The sequence below is a fragment of the Gallibacter sp. Marseille-QA0791 genome, assembly GCF_965119705.1.
Taxonomy (GTDB): Bacteria; Bacillota; Clostridia; order Peptostreptococcales; family Anaerovoracaceae; genus Lentihominibacter; species Lentihominibacter excrementipullorum.
This window is the reverse complement of record NZ_CBCPMH010000001.1, coordinates 168250-188584: the sequence shown is the minus strand read 5'-3', so window position 1 is coordinate 188584 and position 20335 is coordinate 168250. Positions and strand designations below refer to the sequence as shown.

Here is a 20335-nt window from a genome sequence, read left to right as displayed (position 1 = left end):
ACTGAATAAATCCTGCTTCCAAAGCTCTGCCTTGGTCAAGTGTTCGACCTATTAGTATCGGTCAGCTCAATACATTACTGCACTTACACCTCCGACCTATCAACGTGATAGTCTCTCACGGGTCTTACGCCTTGCGGCAAGGAGATCTTTTCTTGTGGGGGGCTTCGTACTTAGATGCTTTCAGCACTTATCCCTTCCATACGTGGCTACTCAGCTATGCACTTGGCAGTACAACTGATGCACCAGAGGTATGTCCATCCCGGTCCTCTCGTACTAAGAACAGCTCCACTCAAATCTCCAACGCCCACAGCGGATAGGGACCGAACTGTCTCACGACGTTCTGAACCCAGCTCGCGTACCTCTTTAATGGGCGAACAGCCCAACCCTTGGGACCTACTTCAGCCCCAGGATGAGACGAGCCGACATCGAGGTGCCAAACACCCCCGTCGATGTGGACTCTTGGGGGGTATCAGCCTGTTATCCCCGGGGTAGCTTTTATCCGTTGAGCGATGGCCCTTCCACTCGGTACCACCGGATCACTAAGCCCGACTTTCGTCCCTGCTCGACCTGTTTGTCTCGCAGTCAAGCTCCCTTCTGCCTTTACACTCTTCGTGCGATTTCCGTCCGCACTGAGGGAACCTTTGGGCGCCTCCGTTACTCTTTAGGAGGCGACCGCCCCAGTCAAACTGCCCGCCAGACACTGTCCCAATACCGGTTCACGGTATATGGTTAGAACCTCAACATTACAAGGGTGGTATCCCAACGGTGACTCCACTAAAACTGGCGTCCTAGCTTCTTCGTCTCCCACCTATCCTGTACATGCAATGCCGAAATCCAATATCAAGCTGCAGTAAAGCTCCACGGGGTCTTTCCGTCCTGCTGCGGGTAACCGGCATCTTTACCGGTACTACAATTTCACCGAGTCTATTGTTGAGACAGCGCCCAGATCGTTACGCCTTTCGTGCGGGTCGGAACTTACCCGACAAGGAATTTCGCTACCTTAGGACCGTTATAGTTACGGCCGCCGTTTACTGGGGCTTAAGTTCATGCCTTCGCTTTCGCTAAGCAGTCCCCTTAACCTTCCAGCACCGGGCAGGCGTCAGCCCCTATACTTCAGCTTTCGCTTTAGCAGAGACCTGTGTTTTTGGTAAACAGTCGCCTGGGCCTTTTCACTGCGGCCATCTTTCGATGGCACCCCTTCTCCCGAAGTTACGGGGTCATTTTGCCGAGTTCCTTAACAATAGTTCTCTCGCTCACCTTAGGATTCTCTCCTCATCTACCTGTGTCGGTTTGCGGTACGGGCACCTACAGTCTCACTAGCGGCTTTTCTTGACAGCGTGAAATCATCAGCTTCCGGTACTATTTTTCCCTCCCCATCATAGCCTGGCCTTAAGATGCGCGGATTTGCCTACGCATCAGCCTCACTATTTGGACGCGCTCTACCAGCGGCGCGCTCTGATTATCCTTCTGTGTCCCCACTTCGCTCATACAACTTTCGGTGGTACTGGAATCTCAACCAGTTGTCCATCGCCTACGACTCTCGTCCTCGGCTTAGGTCCCGACTAACCCTGAGTGGACGAACCTTCCTCAGGAAACCTTAGATTTTCGGTGGGCAGGATTCTCACCTGCCTTTCGCTACTCATGCCAACATTCTCTCTCCTGCATCGTCCAGATCGCCTTCCAGCTCTCCTTCTGCCAATGCAGGATGCTCCTCTACCATACCTTTCGGTATCCCAAGCTTCGGTAGTAAGTTTTAGCCCCGTTTATCTTCGGCGCAGAGTCACTCGACTAGTGAGCTGTTACGCACTCTTTAAATGAATGGCTGCTTCTAAGCCAACATCCTAGCTGTTTGTGCAGCTCCACATCCTTTTCCACTTAACTTACATTTTGGGACCTTAGCTGTGGGTCTGGGCTCTTTCCCTTTCGACTATGGAACTTATCTCTCATAGTCTGACTCCCAAGTATGATTGCACGGCATTCGGAGTTTGATAGTTTTCGGTAACCGGTGAAGGCCCCTAGAACATTCAGTGCTCTACCTCCGTGTATCTTAACTTGAGGCTAGCCCTAAAGCTATTTCGAGGAGAACCAGCTATATCCGAGTTCGATTGGAATTTCACCGCTATCCACACGTCATCCCAACACTTTTCAACGTATACGGGTTCGGTCCTCCACGAGATTTTACTCTCGCTTCAACCTGCACATGGATAGGTCACCCGGTTTCGGGTCTACAGCATACAACTATTCGCCCTATTAAGACTCGCTTTCGCTTCGGCTCCGATGCTCCAGCATCTTAACCTCGCTGCATACCATAACTCGTTGGCCCGTTCTACAAAAAGTACATGGTCACTTGCGCTCCCATTGCTTGTAAGCATAAGGTTTCAGGTTCTATTTCACTCCCCTCCCGGGGTCCTTTTCACCTTTCCCTCACGGTACTATTCGCTATCGGTCACTGGGTAGTATTTAGGCTTGGAGGGTGGGCCCTCCGGCTTCATACCGGGTTTCACGTGTCCGGTACTACTCTGGTGCCACCTGGATCATCTCCGATTTCGTCTACGGGAGTTTCACCCTCTTCGCTTGGCTGTTCCAAAACCATTCGACTATCTTCCCTGAATTCCACACGGTGGTCCGCAACCCCGAAGAACAAGTCCTTCGGTTTGGCCTCTTTCCCGTTCGCTCGCCGCTACTTAGGAAATCGATCTTTCTTTCTCTTCCTGGAGCTACTTAGATGTTTCAGTTCACCCCGTTCCCTTCTCACAGACTATCTTTTTCATCTGTGGATGACGACGCATTACCGCCGCCGGGTTCCCCCATTCGGATATCTGCGGATCAGCGGATATTTGCTCCTCCCCGCAGCTTTTCGCAGCTTGTCACGTCCTTCTTCGGCTCCCAGTGCCAAGGCATCCGCCTTATGCTCTTATTCACTTGACCTCTCAAGTCGCCTGATGTAGCGTTATCAGGCTCTTTCGGCTTCTTTTCTCGGTTCTCTGAAATCGTAGTAATTCTTACCCTCTCGGGTTGCTATTACCTTATTCTTATGACACTTTCGTGCCTCTCTCGATTTCGTCTTCGATTCTTTTCTTGCTTCTTTCACAGTTTTTATTCAGTTTTCAATGTGCGCTACTCATCTGTGATGATGATGGTGGGCTTGGGAGGACTCGAACCTCCGACCTCACGCTTATCAGGCGTGCGCTCTAACCACCTGAGCTACAAGCCCCTGTCACAGATAAATATAAAACTCATAGTGCAGAAACTTTCGTCTCCTTAGAAAGGAGGTGATCCAGCCGCACCTTCCGATACGGCTACCTTGTTACGACTTCACCCCAGTCATTGGTTTCGCCTTAGGTAACATATTTGCCTGCCAACTTCGGGCGCCCCCAACTTCCATGGTGTGACGGGCGGTGTGTACAAGACCCGGGAACGCATTCACCGCGACATTCTGATTCGCGATTACTAGCAACTCCGACTTCATGCAGGCGAGTTGCAGCCTGCAATCCGAACTGGGACCGGCTTTTGAGATTCGCTCCACCTCGCGGTCTCGCCTCCTCTTTGTACCGGCCATTGTAGCACGTGTGTAGCCCAGAACATAAGGGGCATGATGATTTGACGTCATCCCCACCTTCCTCCGAGTTATCCCCGGCAGTCCCGTTAGAGTGCCCAACTTAATGATGGCAACTAACAGCAAGGGTTGCGCTCGTTGCGGGACTTAACCCAACATCTCACGACACGAGCTGACGACAACCATGCACCACCTGTCTTTCCTGTCCGAAGAAGGACCCGTTTAAGGGTCTGTCAGGAAGATGTCAAGCCCTGGTAAGGTTCTTCGCGTTGCTTCGAATTAAACCACATGCTCCGCTGCTTGTGCGGGTCCCCGTCAATTCCTTTGAGTTTCATTCTTGCGAACGTACTCCCCAGGCGGAGCACTTATTGCGTTAACTGCGGCACCGAAGTCTTGCGACCCCGACACCTAGTGCTCATCGTTTACGGCGTGGACTACCAGGGTATCTAATCCTGTTTGCTCCCCACGCTTTCGTACCTCAGTGTCAGTTACAGTCCAGAAAGCCGCCTTCGCCACTGGTGTTCCTCCTAATATCTACGCATTTCACCGCTACACTAGGAATTCCGCTTTCCTCTCCTGCACTCAAGTAGCCCAGTTCAAGGGGCGAACAATAGTTAAGCCATTGCCTTAAACCCCTTGCTTAGGTAACCACCTACGTACTCTTTACGCCCAATAATTCCGGATAACGCTTGCCCCCTACGTATTACCGCGGCTGCTGGCACGTAGTTAGCCGGGACTTGCTCCTAAGGTACCGTCACTATCTTCCCCTAGAACAGAAGTTTACGACCCAAGGGCCTTCATCCTTCACGCGGCGTTGCTGCATCAGGGTTTCCCCCATTGTGCAATATTCCCCACTGCTGCCTCCCGTAGGAGTTTGGACCGTGTCTCAGTTCCAATGTGGCCGATCACCCTCTCAGGTCGGCTACTGATCGTCGCCTTGGTAGGCCGTTACCCCACCAACTAACTAATCAGACGCAGGCCCATCCTCTGCCGATAAATCTTTGGCACATCCAAGATGTCTCAGTTGTGCGTTATGAGGTTTTAATCCCGGTTTCCCGAGGCTATCCCTCTGCAAAGGGCAGGTTGCCTACGCGTTACTCACCCGTCCGCCGCTTCCCACTTTGATCATCAACCGAAGCGTCAGTTCAAAGCTTCTCGCTCGACTTGCATGTGTTAGGCACGCCGCCAGCGTTCATCCTGAGCCAGGATCAAACTCTTTATTAATGGTATCTAAACTCTCTCGAGCTTAAATCAAGTTTGAAGTCTAACTCGTCTACGCTTAGCGTCTTACTCGCTAATTCTTTATCCGAATTATCTCTTTTAAGAAATTGTCGGAAACTTTACATTCACCTTTCAGGTTTGTGTACAGTTTTCCTTCAAATCAATCGTCTCTTTCAAGACCGGATCTTTAAGATCCTTTTTATTGACTCAAATTTCTACACTATGAAGTTTTCAATGTTCTCGGCCGCTTTCGCCCTCAGGCTTCCCGGCCTCGCCCGCTCTTGGCGAGCTTTTTTAGTATATCGCATGTCACAGCTTTTGTCAACATCTTTTTTCGACTTTTTTTCGTCCTTTCTCAGAACGCTCTGCCGCGACAGCTCGTTTATATTACCAAATTTAACTTGCCTTGTCAATGATTTTACCGAACTTTTACATGTTTTTCTTTGTATTTAATTTTAACGCTTGCAAATACAGCCTTTCACGCATATCTGAAGGAGGACATGTCCATAATAAACATAGGATCATAGGGAGGTGTGCACATTGACTATCGTACTTATCAGAACAGTCATCTTGTATCTTATCGTCCTGTTCGTCATCCGCATCATGGGGAAAGCAGAGCTTTCCAAAATGTCGCCGTTCCAGCTTATCGTAGTCTTCATGATAGCTGAACTGGCATCTATCCCCATAGAATCGCCGGACGTATCCATGATAACAGGAGTGGCGGCTATTTTCACATTGATGTTCCTGCAAGTACTCATATCCTTCATTTCACTCAGAAGCGAAAAATTCAAGAAAATCTTCAGCGGCAGACCCAGCGTGCTCATAGATAAGGGAGAAATCAATGTAAAGGAAATGCGGGCTTTGAGGATAACTATCAACGATCTGATGGAACAGCTCCGCATAGGCGGCGCTCCTTCCATAAATGACGTGGATTTCGCCGTAATGGAATCCAACGGGGAGCTTTCCATAATACAAAAAGCTGAGAAAAGGCCTCTGACCGCTGAAGATGCATCGATAGCTGCTGACAGCGAGGTGATGCCCTCTGTCTTCATTTCGGACGGTATCATATATTATGAAAACATACGGAATTCCGGATGGACGGCGGAACGCATGTTGATGAAGCTGGCCAGCCTGGGAATAGATGATACGAGCAGTGTCTTTCTCGTCTTCTGTGATGGGAAAGGAAAGCTCCACGTCTATATGCCGGACTCAAAGAGAAGAACAGCTTCGGAGGTGGGACAATGAGAGATCTTATCATTTCCATAGCCTGTATGCTGGTGCTGATAGTGCCCTGGAGCCTCTACGATATTTACTCGACCAGAACAGTCGATAACTACAGAGATATCCTGGAAAAGCAGGTGATCCCGGCAGTGGAAAGCGGCGATTGGAAGACTGCTGAAGAAAGCTTCGGTTTCATCGCCAGAGACTGGGATGACTATAAAAAGGTATCAGCCTTCTTCATCGATACTCAGTCTGTCAATGAAGTGGACAGTTATGTTTCCAAAGCATACTACTATATAAAGCTGCAGGATCCGGCCAATTCAGCCGCCGAATCAGCTTTTCTTCTGTATCGTTTCAACTTTCTTCACGAAAACGAACTGCCCGATATGGGGAACCTGTTCTGAGCAGCTGTGAGCCGATGTTTTCGATCCGGCATACGTACCGGTATTTTCAAAATTTTTAGGCCGCAGCGTTGTACACCTCGCGCCTATATGATATAATAAAATCGCGTAGAGTAGATATTGTGCGTAAAGTGTCATAAGATGGGATGTTGCTTATGAACGAAAGCTATGCTGCGGTGCAATATCGCGTCCGCTACTACACCAAGGAATCAAGTGAAAACTTCTGTAACTCTTTAGTGTAGTTAATCTACGACTATTTGAGGAAAGGAGTTTTTTTTAATGGCTAACAAATCTAACACTACCAGACTTGTCATCATGGCATTTCTCATCGCGCTGGAAATAATCCTGACCAGATTTTGTTCCATCAATACGCCTATCTTGAGGATAGGCTTTGGATTTCTTCCTGTAGCGATGGCTGGGATAATGTTCGGACCGTGGTGGGCTGCTGTCGGCTACACCATAGGAGACCTTCTGGGGATGATGATCTTCCCTACAGGGGCGTATTTCCCGGGCTTCACACTGACCGCGTTCATCACCGGTTTCGTCTTCGGGTTTTTCCTTCATGGTAAGGATATCACCTGGAAACGAGTGCTGCCCGCCAGCCTTATCATCGTTCTCGGTCTGAACCTGGTCCTCGATACGGTATGGCTTTCCATACTTATGGGCGACGGTTTTATCGCGCTGCTGCCTACCAGGATACTGAAATGCGTTGTGATGCTCCCGATACACCTGCTGCTGATACCGCTGGTATGGAATCGCATCATTTCGAAGCTGCCTTATATAAAAGACAGGACTGCATGGTGATGTCCTGACGGCGGAGAACAGGACGTGACATTATGCTGAAGATCGCGCTGTGCGATGACGAAATGGAACAACAAAATATGATGGCGCTGCTTACAGCGGAATATTTCAACGGCAACGCAAACCTGAAAATGTACTCCGACGGCCGAAAGCTGTTGGATATAGTGGACTGGAACGGCCCCGATGTTTTCGACCTGTATATTCTGGATATCATCATGCCGGAGATGTCCGGCATCCAGCTGGGAAACGCTCTGAGGGACCGTGGAGTCTCGGCTCCCATAGTCTACATCACCACATCGAAAGACTTCGCAGTGGATTCTTACAGCGTCCAGGCTTTTCACTATCTCGTCAAGCCTGTAGACAGAGAACAGCTCTTCACTGTTCTTGCCCGCGCTGAAAAGATCATAGAAAAAAACAAGGCCGATACGATCACCGTAAATACCGCCAGCGGGACTGTCATCATCAGCGTCTCGGATATCCTGTACGCTGAACTGTACTCCCGCGCAGCCAGATATCGGCTTTTCGATGGGACTATCATCGACAGCCTGAAGCTCCACACATCTTTCAGAAACGCGGTGGCGCAGCTTCTGTCTTCAATCAGCTTTAAGATGCTGGGCTCCAGCTTCGCGGTCAACCTGCATCATATAAAGGAGATCCAAAAGAAGGAGCTGATCTTCGTCAACGGAGCGACCCTGCCCATCCCAAAAGGCGCTAAAAACGACATCCTGCGCGCCTGGATGGACTACTGGATGGAGAGGAACGCGCACCGTCAGACGGACAACAACGAAGGGCTGCCTCATTGACATAAAAACGTCAATGGGCAGCCCTTTTTTCATACTAAGCATATCTTCCGCTTTTATTCTACTGTTATCCTTCCGTCCGGAGAGGAATACTGTTCTCCTATACTCCCGCCCAGATAGTCGCTGATATAAGTGATCAGTATCTGATAATCCACCATACCCTCTTCTACCACCATCTCGTTGTCCGCGAACATGGTAAAGCCGTCGCCGCTCTGACGAAGCATGTAATCATGGGAAGCCAGCGTATATGTCTCATCCACATCGATAGGCTCATAGCTGCCGTCATCCTGCAGCACTTCCACGTTCTTGACTCTGCGCTGCTGTCCGCACGACACAAACATCCCGTCTTTATCGACTTTCACTGTAGAATCCACCGATGTATCTATCGTATATCTGAGCCCCGACACCTGAAGGAAGCCTCCGCTCTCCCCCGCTGCCTTCTCACCGTCTCCCGTTTCCGCCATGGTCGAACGGCTTCCCATCTCCAGCGCGTCCAGTATCTCCTGTCCCGTAGCTTCCACTACACAGAGATGATTGCCGTATAGATGTACCGCCAGTATATCTTCATACGTTATATCACCTTCGGGCAGATCCGCCCTGATGCCTCCGCCGTTGACGAAGGCGATGTCAGCTCCCGCTATCTGACGGTAGGCGTCGGCGCAGAAATCTCCCAGATTCGTCTGCCTGTTCCTTATGAGACGCACGCCGTCCTCCGACTCCGCCGTAAGCTCCACATCGCTGCCTGCTATGACCTGCTGGAGCTCTTCCTCGTATTCGCTCTGTATGTCAGCCATGAAGCTCTCCATATCGCTGTCCTTTTCCTCGAAATCAGATATCAGCCGGGTAGTGATATCGCCCTCCGGCGTTATGGTAAGCTGCCCTATGTTCTCCAGACCTGTCCCTGAGGAGGAAAGAGGGATCTCCCTTCCCTCTTCATTTTCCACCATATCGCTGTCTATCGCGCTGTGAGAATCGCTGTCCAGCACAGCATCTATGTCTCTGGTCCCCGCTATCAGATCTGTCGAACGGAACGGCGCCGAGGATTCGTCATCTCCCAGATGGGTAAGGGCGATGACATAATCGGCACCTTCCTCCCTGCAACTGTCCACCGTTTCCTGGACTCTGGAATACAACGCTTCTCCGCTGTCCGAGCAGAAGCTGTAGACGATGTCTCCGTTCTCATCCATGAAGTAGGCCGGTGTCGATTAGCTTATACTCTCGGGAGCCGATATCCCGATGAAGGCCACCTTCGTATCTCCGTAGTCGACTATTTCATACTGCTGCAGCGCCGACAGCGCGTTCTCGCCGCTGCCTGTATAGTCCACGTTACAGCCCAGATAGGCAGCATCCGACATTTCCATCAGCTCCGCCAACCGTTCCATCCCATAATCGAACTCGTGATTTCCCAGTACGGCAAAATCATAGCCCACCTTGTTCATGATATCCACGAGATACTCTCCCTGGGAAATCGTTCCTATGGCGTCACCCTGCAGCGCATCTCCGCAGTCCACCAGCGCAACGTAAGGAGTCTCCTCCTCCACCTGCTTCTTATAGGCCGCCAGTCCGGCATAGCCGATATTCTCATCTACAGCACAGTACACGTCACCTGTGTAAAGAACGACGATGTCCTGCTGTCCATCGTCGCTTCCGCAGCCTCCCATAAGTCCGATAAGGAGCGCCAGCAGCAGCGACAGGGTCAATACTTTTACTTTCTTCAGCTTCATGTTTTAATCTCCTAAAAATTCTTTCATCCAGTCGGCCGCCGGCATCCACGAGCGGTCACTGTACTCATCTCCCGCCACCCTCTCCAGACTGTCGATATCGATATCCTTTTCCGATATCATCTCCTGAGTGATGACGCTTACGGGTATCTCCAGCCAGTCGCTCGCTTCGCCTGTAGACGGGTCAACGATATCTCCATAGTCTCCGGTCATTTCCAGAGCCAGCACCCGCATGCCGAATTCTCCGTTATTATGCCAATTTGTAGTAGCACACGCCTTCCATGATGAATTTTCTGCTGTCATCATTTCCATATCGCGGCCACTGATATCTACACTGACCATAGGAATATCGCGGCCCGCTTCCGTCAGAGCCTCGTATACTCCTTGTGCATACAAGTCGTAGCAGCACCAGATGGCGTCTATCTCATCATCCTGATAGTTTTCGAGAGTCCCGGCCATCACTTCCTTCATGGATCTCTCCGCATCCCCGAAATCGGAAGGCCCTATGGTTTCCACCGTATCGATAAGGCCTTCTTCCTCGTATCGTGCGTAACCGGCTTCACGCCTGTCGAATGCAGCCAGGTAGTCCGGCCCCACCCATACTTTCAGGATGTTCACAGGCTCTCCGGCTTCCACTTTCTCTCCATAAAGATCATTGCAGATGTAATCCAACAAATCTTCCGCCATCCGGGAATCCTGCTGGAAAAACTGGGTCACGCCGTCTATCTTCACGCTGTTCCCCTCGTCATCCTCGAAAAAAGTGTCGAAGGTAGCTATCTTCAAATTCGGATACTGTTCCATGAGTCCCGTGAGGAATCCATACGAATATTCCTCGCCGCCGTGGCTCAGAAGCAGCCCATCATAGCCCTCCCCGGCACACTGCTCCACCGTCTCCATCCACTGCTCATCGGAACCATTGCAGAAAAAGGCTTCGTACTCCATTCCCAGCCTGTTGGCCGTTTCCTCCGCGGAGGCCGACCACATCTGGAATATCTCCGACGGCGCCATCTGCATGACATAGGCCACCTTTTTCCCGTACAGCGGAGAGGTCTCCGTATCCGCATTCTTCTTATCTTCCACCTCATTGCCGCAGCCCGTCAACGACAATACTGTCGCTAACGCCAAAAACAGTATCACTATCTTTTTCATATCTTCACCTTTCCATATCCACATGCATCATCATTCCGACCGGCCGACCGCTCCATCAGAGGCTCCGGATCCAGTCCGTCCCTCTAATCGATTTACAAGCTCCTCAGTCGTACATGTGAAGGCTATCTCCGCCTTACTTCCGTCGGATACGAGAAATTCCGTAAGACCATACTCCGATTCACCGCCGCTCCAATCGTAAGTATAGCCTAGCCTGGTCCACGGATAATCGCTCTCGAAATACGACCATATGATATTGTCGTCAAACCACTCCTTATACTGTCCATCTCCAACCCTTCCGTAATCGTTTTTCATCTGAGCCGTCACATCAGTCACATAAGCGGGACGTATCGCGTCTTCCGGCGATATCCAGAATGCCGTGAACCGTGTGTATCCTTCGTCCTTATGGACCCCCAATAACTGAGCGAACCTGAGATCCCAATCCTCTACACCATCGCCGTTTTCTTCATACCATTCTTTCATCTCACCAAAAGAAGTCGCCCATATATCGCCGAAGGCTTCAGTATCTATATCGTTTCCCGGAACGCATTCATCATCGTAATCATGCCACGTCAGCAGCAGCACCCGTTCTCCCTCATCATCCCATATCACACGGTCATCATCTGCTGTCAACGTGACCAGCTCCATCACTTCATCGTCATCACTGATGACAGCGTCTTCCACCGCGGTCTGCCACAACTCCGCGTCGGACATTTTCTCTTCCGCTCCGCATCCCGATATACATGCCATGACCACCAGAACAGCGATGACAGAAACAGTTTTTCTGAAACTCATGCGTTCGCCTCACTTCCATCTTGATCTAATGCTGCAGATCTCGCCCTATTCCCGGACAGGCTCTCCCTGCCCGTCGAATACCGGCAGCGTTTCGAGACAGATTATATCCTCACGGCCGATAGCATCGCCTTCAGCCAGCACCGCCATCCTTCCCGCGATCTCTCCTCCCGCAGTGCGTATGAGCTTTTCCATAGCCGCCAGCGTCTCTCCGGTGGAGATCACATCGTCTACCAGCAAGACTCTCTTACCTCTCACGGCCTCGACATCGTCTCCTCCCATGCACAGGGTCTGCCTGTGATCTGTCGTGATAGAATCCACCTCCGTCGTCAGCACGTCGTTCATGTAAAGTTTGGCCTCTTTGCGCATTACCACGTAATAATTATGTCCTGACTGCTTAGCCATTTCATAAAGCAGCATTATCCCCTTCGATTCTGCTGTGACCAGCACATCGAACTGCGGCGCCTTTTCCAGAAGTGCGGCAGCGCACCGCTCTGTCAATTCCACATCACCGAACATGACAAAAGCGGCTATATTCAGATCTTTGTTGACCCGGCAGAGAGGCAACCGCCTGGTCAGCCCCGCCACCTGCATTTCATAAAATTTTTTCATGTCATCTTTCCTTTCACTTATCATTCGTTCCGATATCGATCCACTGCCTTTTTCATATCACCAGCGTGATTATCCGCAACGCGAACACCCCGAATGATACCCACATCACAGGGTGTATCTCTCTGGCTTTCCCTGTCAGCACCTTCAGTATCACCCACGTGATGATGCCGAACATGATGCCATTGGCGATGGAATAGGTGAAAGGCATCATGACTATGGCCATGAACCCGCCTGTCACATCGGCAATGTCTCCTTCAAAGGTCATCTCTTTCACAGAACCCATCATCAGCCATCCTACGAAAATGAGGGCCGGCGTCGTGGCAAACCCCGGAATTGCCAGGAATATCGGCGAAAAGAACAAGGCCAGCAAAAACAACGCCGCAGCAAATACGGCCGTAAGGCCTGTCCTTCCTCCCTGTGCCACACCGGCGCTGCTTTCCACATAACTGGTGACTGTCGAGGTACCCAGGCACGCTCCTGCCACCGTTCCTACCGCATCAGCCATCAAAGCCCGGCCTGCACGCGGCAGGTTCCCGTTTTCATCCAGCAGATTTCCTTTTTTCGCCACGCCTATCAGCGTCCCCACCGTATCGAACAGATCCATGAAAAGGAACGAGAACACGATGACTGCGAATTCCGTCACATGACTGGCCACATAGGAAAAATCAAAGCTGAACAAAGCCGGAGCATCCGGCAGGAAATGATAGCCGGAAAAATCAGGAAACAGCGAAGGCGAACCTGCCGCCGGATCCACATGATACCATCCGATCAGCTGAGCAACGATCCCCAGCCCCCAGGTGAAAATTATGCCCCACAGGAGAAAGCCCGGGACATTGTAATGGTGAAGGATCCCTATAAATATCAGGCCCAGCATGGCCAGCGCAAACTGCGGCGTGGCCACATCACCCAGGGCGACGAGAGTGGAAGCGTCTCCAATGACGGCACCTGCGCTTTTCAGCCCGACAAGGGTGATGAAAAGTCCTATCCCCACCGTGATACCCAGCTTCAGGTTCATCGGCACCTTATTGACCAGCGTCTCACGGAATTTGAACAGGGACAGTATGATGAAAATGATGCCTTCTACCAGCACCGCCGTCAGCGCTATAGTCCACGGATCCTCTATCCCTGCCTCCGCCATCGGCACGCAGACCGAATAAGCGAAGTAGGCGTTCAGCCCCATCCCGGAGGCCAACGCCACAGGATAATTGGCGAAAAACGCCATACACAGCGTGGCCAGCGCTGCCGAAATGGCCGTAGCGGTGAATACGGCCCCGGCATCCATCCCCGCTGCAGCCAGCATCCCGGGATTAACAGCCAGGATGTACACTACCGACAGGAATGTAGTGAGACCTGCGGCAGCTTCAGTTCGTACCGTAGTACCGTTCTCCTTGAGTTTAAACAACTTTTCCATTTTTCCTCTCCACGATTGAGGTGCCGCGCTCTTTTCCGCACAGCACATACGACGATAACTTTAGGATTATATCACACAGGCCGTCGGCCATATGTTTCTGTGACAAATAGGGATTCTCTGTGACGATTTGATTTGCCCTCAGGATGAATTCTTCGGTGGAAAATCCTTCTGCGAGGACACCTTTGGCATGGATATCCTGAGGCGGAACCAACCGTCTTCTACCTGATAATCGTACATCGCCCCGTACTTCTTGCAAAAAGCAGCGATGGAACGCGAGCCTATGCCATGCCCCTCCCCGGAGGACACCGGCAGCCCTTCGCTATCAACCTCTATGTACCCGGAGCATGTGTTCTCTATCTTTATCATAAGATTAGGGTAGCGGATACTGCGACACATGATCTTCCTCTTCCCTTCCGGCACATCCTTACATGCCCGTATGGCGTTTTCCAGAGCGTTGGCAAAGACCATGGAAAGCTCTACGGCTCCGACAGGTAATTTCTCCGGAAAGTCTATCTCAATCTTCATGTCTATGCCGCCCCTTTCAGCCTGTTCGAAATAATATGCAAACATGGCGTTCAGCACATCATTTTCACACCATCGATGAGTCCGGCTGTCCTCCAGGTGCTCCCTGGCCGTCCCGATGAGTCCCAGCGCCGCCTCTTTATTTCCACTTTCCACCAGCTCCGAAATCGCTGCCCATTGATGACGCATATCGTGGCGCTGGACTTTCATGGCTTCCTCTGCATTGCTCATAGCCTTCATCTGCCTCTCCAGCAAGTGTATCTGCACGTCCATCAGTTGTCGGCTGTTCTTCAGCTCATGCTCATGGAGCTCTTTCGTAAACAGCTGGAATATCAGCACATAAGCACCGGCGCATATGGCCGTCACACATATGAGGGCGATCGCCACAGGCAACGGATCTTTCGGCAGCAGCTCGTTGTTGAGGTAGAGTATTGTGAAGGATGTCACCATCGGAGGTATGCACAATATCCCCCATCCGTGCTCCAGTATACGCAGCATGCGGCGGTAATACGGTCTGAAAGTCCTCAGGAGAAAGTAAAGAAGCGTGAACCCTATCACACGGACAACGAGACGCACCCACTCGTGCCCCGGAAAAAGCGACTGCGCCAATATACCTGCGGTATCTGCGGTACAGCCCATCCACAGACATGTACACACATTGAAAACGATCTTGAATCCCCTGTATCTGGAGCACCATAAGATAAGAAGGGTATAGGGAAGAGTCAGCAGAAACACCGCTACATATTGATAATTATCCCCTCCGAAAGCCGCCCGAAAAAAAGCATTGACGATTATCAGTCCCCCGGTTATCACCACGCACCTTCTCATCCACACCTTCTCGGGCGAGCGAAACTCCACCAACAGCGTGGCGTAGGCCGCAATGAACACGTTGGAGAGCATCATTAAAAAATTGACAGTTTCGCTGTATTGCATGTCCGATGTTCCTTTGCTCTGAAGTAGATTAATTATATCATGACGCCTGCTCCGGTTCAATCTTCTCCTCGCGTCAGTCAGCATCAAGTTGTTGCAGAGCTTTTGACCGGCGGGAAAATACAGATATTTTTCTTCAAAAACGAAAAATGTCTGTAAAACCAGCGTCATCGCTGTTTCCTGAACTGATCGAAATGGTGTATACTGTGATCATACTGATACAGGAAGTGATGACGATGATACTGAGCGTGAGCCGCAGGACGGACATTCCCCGTTATTACTCGGAATGGTTCTACAACAGGATAAAAAAAGGATTCTGCTTCGTAAAGAACCCCATGAACCCCCGCCAGATAAGCAGGATAGATCTTTCGCCGGATGCGGTGGACTGCCTGGTATTCTGGAGCAGAGACCCCGGCCCCATGCTGGAAAGACTGGACGAGCTCTCATCCTACTCCTACTATTTCCAGTTCACGATGACAGGTTACGGGAAAGATGTGGAACCCGGGGCACCTCCTGTGAATGAAGCTCTTACCACTTTCAAAAAATTGTCGACGCGGACAGGACCCCACAGGGTGATATGGCGATACGATCCCATCATGTTCACGGAGCGCTATACCCCGGAGTATCATCTGCACGCATTCAGCCGCCTGGCAGCCGGGCTGTCCGGCTATACAAAGCGGTGCGTCATCAGCTTCGTCGATGAATACGCGAAAAACAAAAAAGCCCTGAAAGCAATATCGTCTTATCTTCCCGGCCAATCACAGCTGATGGAGTTTGCGAAAAAGATAAGCTCTGCGGCTGAAAAATCCGGTATAACAGTCACCAGCTGCGCAGAAGCGATAGACCTGTCATCATGCGGCATAGAACACGGCAGCTGCATAGACCGCCATCTGACGGAAGCCATCATCGGTCATCCTCTGGATTTTAAAAAAGATACGCGACAGAGGGCTTACTGCGGCTGCATGGAAAGCATCGACATCGGTACTTACGACACATGCCCCTGCGGCTGTGTCTACTGCTATGCCAGCGGCACCGCCGGAAAAGTCGCCGCAAAGCGCCGCATCTACGATGCTTCTTCACCGCTGCTCTGCGGTGAACTGGGCCCCGAAGATAAGATCCGTGACAGGCGACAATAAGGCGGCAGCAACTCCTGCAGCAAATAATATACTGAGCGCCTGGCACTATCGGTGTCAGCTCCTTCCGTACGATCCTCTCTGTCGTCATTATTTATCATTTTCCGCTCAATAAATCTTTTCCTTATCACTTTTTTCATAAAAACAGTGGAATTTTTCGGCGAAGTGATGTATTATATAAATCAGTCGGTTTCGGGATGTGGCTCAGTTTGGTAGAGCGTTGCGTTCGGGACGCAAAGGCCGCAGGTTCGAATCCTGTCATCCCGACCAAATCAACCTTTCCAGCGTGGAAAGGTTTTTTATTTTCTCGATCTTACAACTTTTTTACAACCATATATAATTAAAAAAACGGCATTCCGCCGGGGACTGTACTACATTCCCACCTGATCAAATAAAAAACCTGTTCGGCGTGTTCTTTTTGTACGTGCGCCATCTGCTCAACAGATACAGCAGATGAATCAATGTTCTGCAATTTGTACTGAATCCAGCTTTCCCGACATTTTTCAGTATAATAATTTATCTTCCATTCTCTCAAAACACTGTTGTTTTTATACGGGTTTCTTCATCATCAGATTAAACAAGTATAGAAATCACGAAAAAACCAGCTCTTCATTATACGGGAAATGGGCAAAATTGATCAAAAGTATATAAGGAGTCATGCCAATTTATGGTTTTTCTGCTTTTCTATAAAAAAACACCAATGAACTGCAATATATCATGGTCATTGGTGTACCTGTTTCTGTTGTTATCTGCCGAGGGCTCGCTTAAAGCGAACCCTTTTCCCTGTGATATGCTTTTGCCATTATGCAATCGCTCTCTATCTGTCTGCTGAGAGCTTCGATACTGTCGAACTTTTTTTCCTCACGCGTCCTTTTTATGAACTCTACTTTTATCTTCTTTCCGTAGAGTTCTCTGTCGAAATTGAAGATATGAGTCTCGATATTTTTGGCATATGTCCCTACTGTAGGCTTCACTCCCACATTGGTAACGCTCGGGTATTTCACACCGTTGTAGGTACAGTATGTGATATACACCCCATTAGGCGGTGTGGCCATAGACTCGTCTATCATGATATTTGAAGTGGGGAACCCAATAGTTCGTCCCAGCTTATTACCGACCACCACCTCGCCTCCTATGGAATACATACGCCCCATAAATCGAGTGCACTTTTCCATATCTCCTTCAGCTATCAACTTCCTTATATATGTGCTGCTCACTACTACGCCATCTATCTCGTACGGCTCCTGGACATGGATACCGAAACCGTGTTTGATACCTTCATGCATCAACACCTCCGGCGTTCCCTCAGCCTTGTATCCGAAGCTGTAGTTGAAGCCGCAGTAAGCTTCCCTTATCATAAACTTATCGACCAGGATATCTTTGACGAACCGCGCCGGCGGCATGGTCAGGATCTCCTCTGTGAATGGTATGTTGAAAAGGTAATCTATCCCCATGTCTTCTATTATCCTTGCCTTTTCCTCCGGATACAATATGTTTTTCACATCCGGAAGCTTCTTGATGAGGGTACTGGTGTGATTGGAAAACGTAAAAACTGCGCTCCTCAGCCTCATGGCGTCGGCACTCCTGACAGTCCTCTCTATTATCTGCTGATGTCCTCTGTGCACCCCGTCAAAATTCCCCAGGGCTACTACAGTCGGCTCTATATCTCTTATCTCTTCCAGTGAATTGAAAATTTCCATCCTCTATGCCTTTCAAAGTCTTTTCCAGTCAAATCACACAGCGGTCAGTATCTTATCTGCCTTCAATACATTTTTCTCCTGATCCCGGTATCCTATGCCGAGGAACCTTCCGCTTTCCGACTCATACACCGTATATATGTCGCTGTAACGTCTCCCTCTGCTATTGTACTTATCGCAGTTCTTCTCATCAGGTTCCCGGCGCACCTTTATCTGATGCCACCTTATACCGTTGCCGCTGCAGAAATATTTCGCTCTGTCCCTACTCATCTCCGCCTTCCCCAAATGTCTCAAAGGCAGATCCATATCCAAAAGTCTCTTTTCGATCTCATCAGGTCCCATGGTCTTCAGCTCTTGCGGTGATACTGCGTTCTCCAGAGTGAAAACTCCACTGGCCGTTCGTCTGAGCGCCTCCATGGAGCCCCCGCATCCCAGCGCTTCTCCCAGATCATGGCATATGCTTCTCACATATGTCCCTTTAGAGCATGTGACATCAAAAGTCACAGTATATGCCTCCATATCGATGTCCTTTATTTCCAGCCTGCTGACCCGAACCCTGCGTGGTTTTATCTCCACATCCTGACCATCGCGGGCATATTCGTAGAGACGCTTCCCCTTAACTCGCACAGCAGAATATTTGGGGGGCAACTGTGATATCTCTCCACGAAACAGCTCCATCTTCTCGCGTATATCCTCCTCGGTGATTCCTTCCGTGCTCCTCTGCTCCACGACCGTCCCCCACACATCCATGGTATCAGTCGTGATGCCCAGCTTCGCCCTGCATCTATACGTCTTATAGTCCAGATCCAGATATTCCATGATCTTTGTCGCCCGGCCTATGAAGACAGGCAGCAGTCCCTCCGCCATAGGATCCAGCGTGCCTCCGTGCCCTGTCTTTTTTACACCGGAAGCCCTCCTGCACACCGCGACACAGTCATGAGAAGTCCAGTTCTGCGGTTTATCTATTATAAGTATGCCATCCTTCATCTATCTCTCCCAGTAATCGCAAAGCTCCTTCTTCATGACCTCCATGGCCTCATCCATGGACATATACAGCGTACACCCGGCCGCCTTCACATGACCTCCTCCTCCGAACTTCACAGCTATCTCATCTACATTGCCGTAAGACTTGGCTCTGAGACTGACTTTCACCGCGCCGCTCTTTTCCTTTAGGAAGGCTGCCAGTTCCACACCGCGTATATCTCTCAGCGCATCCACGACGCCTTCACAGTCTTCCAGAGCAGCGTTTTCCGCTGCCAGCATTTCCTCCGTTACACAGGAAATAGCTGCCTTGCCCTCTGCCAGCAGCTCCATCCGGCTCAATATCTCGCTCTCCATTCTTACGCGTTTGTAACTGACGCTGTTATACAGATTTACGATGATGCGCGTATGGTCTATACCTTTTTTGAACAGCTGAGCCGCTATGAGATGGGATTCGGCAGTTGTGTTGGAGTGACGGAAGCTGCCGGTATCAGTGCTTATCCCTATATAGAGAGATTCTGCTGTCGTCTTCCCTATCTCCAGGCCCATTTCTACAAGAAGTCTGTATACTATCTGAGCCGTAGCCGCTTCATCACCATCTACATAGTAATAGTCTCCGAAGCTTCCCGATGTCACATGGTGATCCAGACACAGCTTTATCCTGCCTTCCCTGTATTTTGCAGCTCTGTCCGGAAACCGGCTCTCTTCGCTGCAGTCTATGCATACACATACGTCAGGCTTTCCTATGATGTCCTTATCTTCCGTGCAGAATTCCGTATCCATGAAAGCCAGATAGCCGGTGACCGGCTCATCCAGCAATATCCACACAGTCTTCCCCGCTTCCCTCAGAGCCCGGCACAAAGCCGCGCATGAGCCTATAGCATCTCCGTCAGGGCTGGTATGTGGGAAAAGCAGGATATTTTCAGCCTCCATAAGCATCCTGCCTATATCCTTCAGAGAAGAATTGCTTATCATCTGTCTTCTCCCTCATCATCGTTACTGTGGTCTATCTCCAGCTGATCTATTATATTCGATATGTGCCGCCCATACTCCATGGATTTATCTATCTTGAAAATCAGCTCCGGCACATGTCTCATCTTTATCTGATGACTTATCTCACTCCTTATGAAGCCTTTGGCCCTGTTGAGAGCCGCAATAGTCTCCTTCTGCTGTTCTTCAGCCGTCTCCTGACCGGGATCAGCGCCCAAGACAGACAGATATACGGTAGCATAGCTTCCGTCGCTGGTCACCTCCACTGCCGTTATGCTTATCATCGCTGACAAACGCGGATCCTTGATGTCCCTGATAAGCATCTCGCTTATTATCCTTCTTATCTCCTCTCCCAGTCTGCCTTGTCTATATCCTCTCGCCATTTAAATCTCCTGTCTGA

16 protein-coding genes, 2 tRNA genes, 2 rRNA genes and 1 riboswitch are annotated in these 20335 nt (G+C 50.2%); of the genes, 6 read left to right on the top strand and 14 right to left on the bottom strand.

Annotated elements, in window-relative coordinates:
- Nucleotides 1–31: 31 nt before the first annotated feature.
- The 3 genes from ACQY69_RS00935 to ACQY69_RS00925 form a co-directional block, all read right to left on the bottom strand.
- Nucleotides 32–2928: ribosomal RNA gene (locus tag ACQY69_RS00935) — 23S ribosomal RNA — on the bottom strand.
- Between the two features lie 209 nt (nucleotides 2929–3137).
- A tRNA-Ile gene (locus tag ACQY69_RS00930) sits at nucleotides 3138–3214 on the bottom strand.
- 51 nt (nucleotides 3215–3265) lie between these two features.
- A 16S ribosomal RNA gene (locus tag ACQY69_RS00925) occupies nucleotides 3266–4780 on the bottom strand.
- The 16S and 23S rRNA genes sit together here with 1 tRNA gene alongside, the layout of an rRNA operon.
- A 537-nt stretch (nucleotides 4781–5317) precedes the next feature.
- Here ACQY69_RS00925 and ACQY69_RS00920 point away from each other — a divergent pair.
- The 4 genes from ACQY69_RS00920 (at nucleotide 5318) to ACQY69_RS00905 (ending at nucleotide 8003) form a co-directional block, all read left to right on the top strand.
- Complete coding sequence (locus ACQY69_RS00920; protein WP_428257844.1) at nucleotides 5318–6022, top strand: DUF421 domain-containing protein; 705 nt, start codon at nucleotides 5318–5320, stop codon at nucleotides 6020–6022.
- On the top strand, nucleotides 6019–6402 hold the full coding sequence (locus tag ACQY69_RS00915) for a DUF4363 family protein (RefSeq protein ID WP_428257842.1): 384 nt from the start codon (nucleotides 6019–6021) through the stop codon (nucleotides 6400–6402). Before ACQY69_RS00920 ends, ACQY69_RS00915 begins: the two co-directional genes overlap by 4 nt.
- 104 nt (nucleotides 6403–6506) lie before the next feature.
- Nucleotides 6507–6597, top strand: a riboswitch (THF riboswitch).
- Nucleotides 6598–6678: 81 nt separating this feature from the next.
- Complete coding sequence (locus tag ACQY69_RS00910) at nucleotides 6679–7203, top strand: folate family ECF transporter S component (protein WP_428257840.1); 525 nt, start codon at nucleotides 6679–6681, stop codon at nucleotides 7201–7203.
- A 32-nt stretch (nucleotides 7204–7235) separates the two neighbouring features.
- Nucleotides 7236–8003 carry a LytR/AlgR family response regulator transcription factor gene (locus ACQY69_RS00905; RefSeq protein ID WP_428257838.1) on the top strand — a complete coding sequence of 256 codons (768 nt, stop codon included), beginning with the start codon at nucleotides 7236–7238 and terminating at the stop codon, nucleotides 8001–8003.
- A 53-nt stretch (nucleotides 8004–8056) separates the two neighbouring features.
- On the opposite strand, the gene ACQY69_RS00900 is transcribed toward ACQY69_RS00905, so the two are convergent.
- The 7 genes from ACQY69_RS00900 to ACQY69_RS00870 all read right to left on the bottom strand — a co-directional run bounded on the left by ACQY69_RS00900 (nucleotide 8057) and on the right by ACQY69_RS00870 (nucleotide 15137).
- On the bottom strand, nucleotides 8057–9187 hold the full coding sequence (locus ACQY69_RS00900; RefSeq protein WP_428257836.1) for a bifunctional metallophosphatase/5'-nucleotidase: 1131 nt from the start codon (nucleotides 9185–9187) through the stop codon (nucleotides 8057–8059).
- A gap of 18 nt (nucleotides 9188–9205) precedes the next feature.
- The gene (locus ACQY69_RS00895; RefSeq protein WP_428257834.1) at nucleotides 9206–9724 is read right to left on the bottom strand and encodes a metallophosphoesterase; all 519 of its coding nucleotides are present in this window, start codon (nucleotides 9722–9724) and stop codon (nucleotides 9206–9208) included.
- 3 nt (nucleotides 9725–9727) lie between these two features.
- Entirely contained in the window at nucleotides 9728–10870 is a 1143-nt protein-coding gene (locus ACQY69_RS00890; RefSeq protein WP_428257832.1) for a substrate-binding domain-containing protein, read from the bottom strand.
- Nucleotides 10871–10900: 30 nt separating this feature from the next.
- A complete protein-coding gene (locus ACQY69_RS00885; RefSeq protein ID WP_428257830.1) occupies nucleotides 10901–11662 on the bottom strand; it encodes a hypothetical protein in 762 nt (253 codons plus the stop codon).
- A 45-nt stretch (nucleotides 11663–11707) separates the two neighbouring features.
- Nucleotides 11708–12271, bottom strand: a complete 564-nt coding sequence (locus tag ACQY69_RS00880) for a phosphoribosyltransferase family protein (RefSeq protein WP_428257828.1) — start codon at nucleotides 12269–12271, stop codon at nucleotides 11708–11710.
- Nucleotides 12272–12323: 52 nt separating this feature from the next.
- The gene (locus tag ACQY69_RS00875) at nucleotides 12324–13682 is read right to left on the bottom strand and encodes an NCS2 family permease (protein ID WP_428257826.1); all 1359 of its coding nucleotides are present in this window, start codon (nucleotides 13680–13682) and stop codon (nucleotides 12324–12326) included.
- A 138-nt stretch (nucleotides 13683–13820) separates the two neighbouring features.
- Nucleotides 13821–15137 (bottom strand): sensor histidine kinase, encoded by a 1317-nt coding sequence (locus ACQY69_RS00870; RefSeq protein WP_428257824.1) that lies wholly within the window; start codon nucleotides 15135–15137, stop codon nucleotides 13821–13823.
- Between the two features lie 146 nt (nucleotides 15138–15283).
- On the opposite strand from ACQY69_RS00870, the gene ACQY69_RS00865 reads away from it, so the two are divergent.
- Nucleotides 15284–16270, top strand: a complete 987-nt coding sequence (locus tag ACQY69_RS00865) for a DUF1848 domain-containing protein (protein WP_428257822.1) — start codon at nucleotides 15284–15286, stop codon at nucleotides 16268–16270.
- A gap of 190 nt (nucleotides 16271–16460) precedes the next feature.
- Nucleotides 16461–16537, top strand: a tRNA-Pro gene (locus ACQY69_RS00860).
- A gap of 494 nt (nucleotides 16538–17031) precedes the next feature.
- Here the strand turns inward: ACQY69_RS00860 and ACQY69_RS00855 are convergent.
- From ACQY69_RS00855 to rbfA, 4 genes are read right to left on the bottom strand one after another with little or no spacing between them, the layout of a single operon-like run.
- On the bottom strand, nucleotides 17032–17967 hold the full coding sequence (locus ACQY69_RS00855; RefSeq protein WP_428257820.1) for a bifunctional riboflavin kinase/FAD synthetase: 936 nt from the start codon (nucleotides 17965–17967) through the stop codon (nucleotides 17032–17034).
- A gap of 33 nt (nucleotides 17968–18000) precedes the next feature.
- The gene (gene truB / locus ACQY69_RS00850) at nucleotides 18001–18951 is read right to left on the bottom strand and encodes a tRNA pseudouridine(55) synthase TruB (protein ID WP_428257818.1); all 951 of its coding nucleotides are present in this window, start codon (nucleotides 18949–18951) and stop codon (nucleotides 18001–18003) included.
- The gene (locus ACQY69_RS00845; protein WP_428257816.1) at nucleotides 18952–19920 is read right to left on the bottom strand and encodes a DHH family phosphoesterase; all 969 of its coding nucleotides are present in this window, start codon (nucleotides 19918–19920) and stop codon (nucleotides 18952–18954) included.
- Nucleotides 19917–20318 (bottom strand): 30S ribosome-binding factor RbfA, encoded by a 402-nt coding sequence (gene rbfA / locus ACQY69_RS00840; protein ID WP_428257814.1) that lies wholly within the window; start codon nucleotides 20316–20318, stop codon nucleotides 19917–19919. The genes ACQY69_RS00845 and rbfA overlap by 4 nt, the downstream gene beginning before the upstream one ends.
- Nucleotides 20319–20335 lie beyond the last annotated feature (17 nt).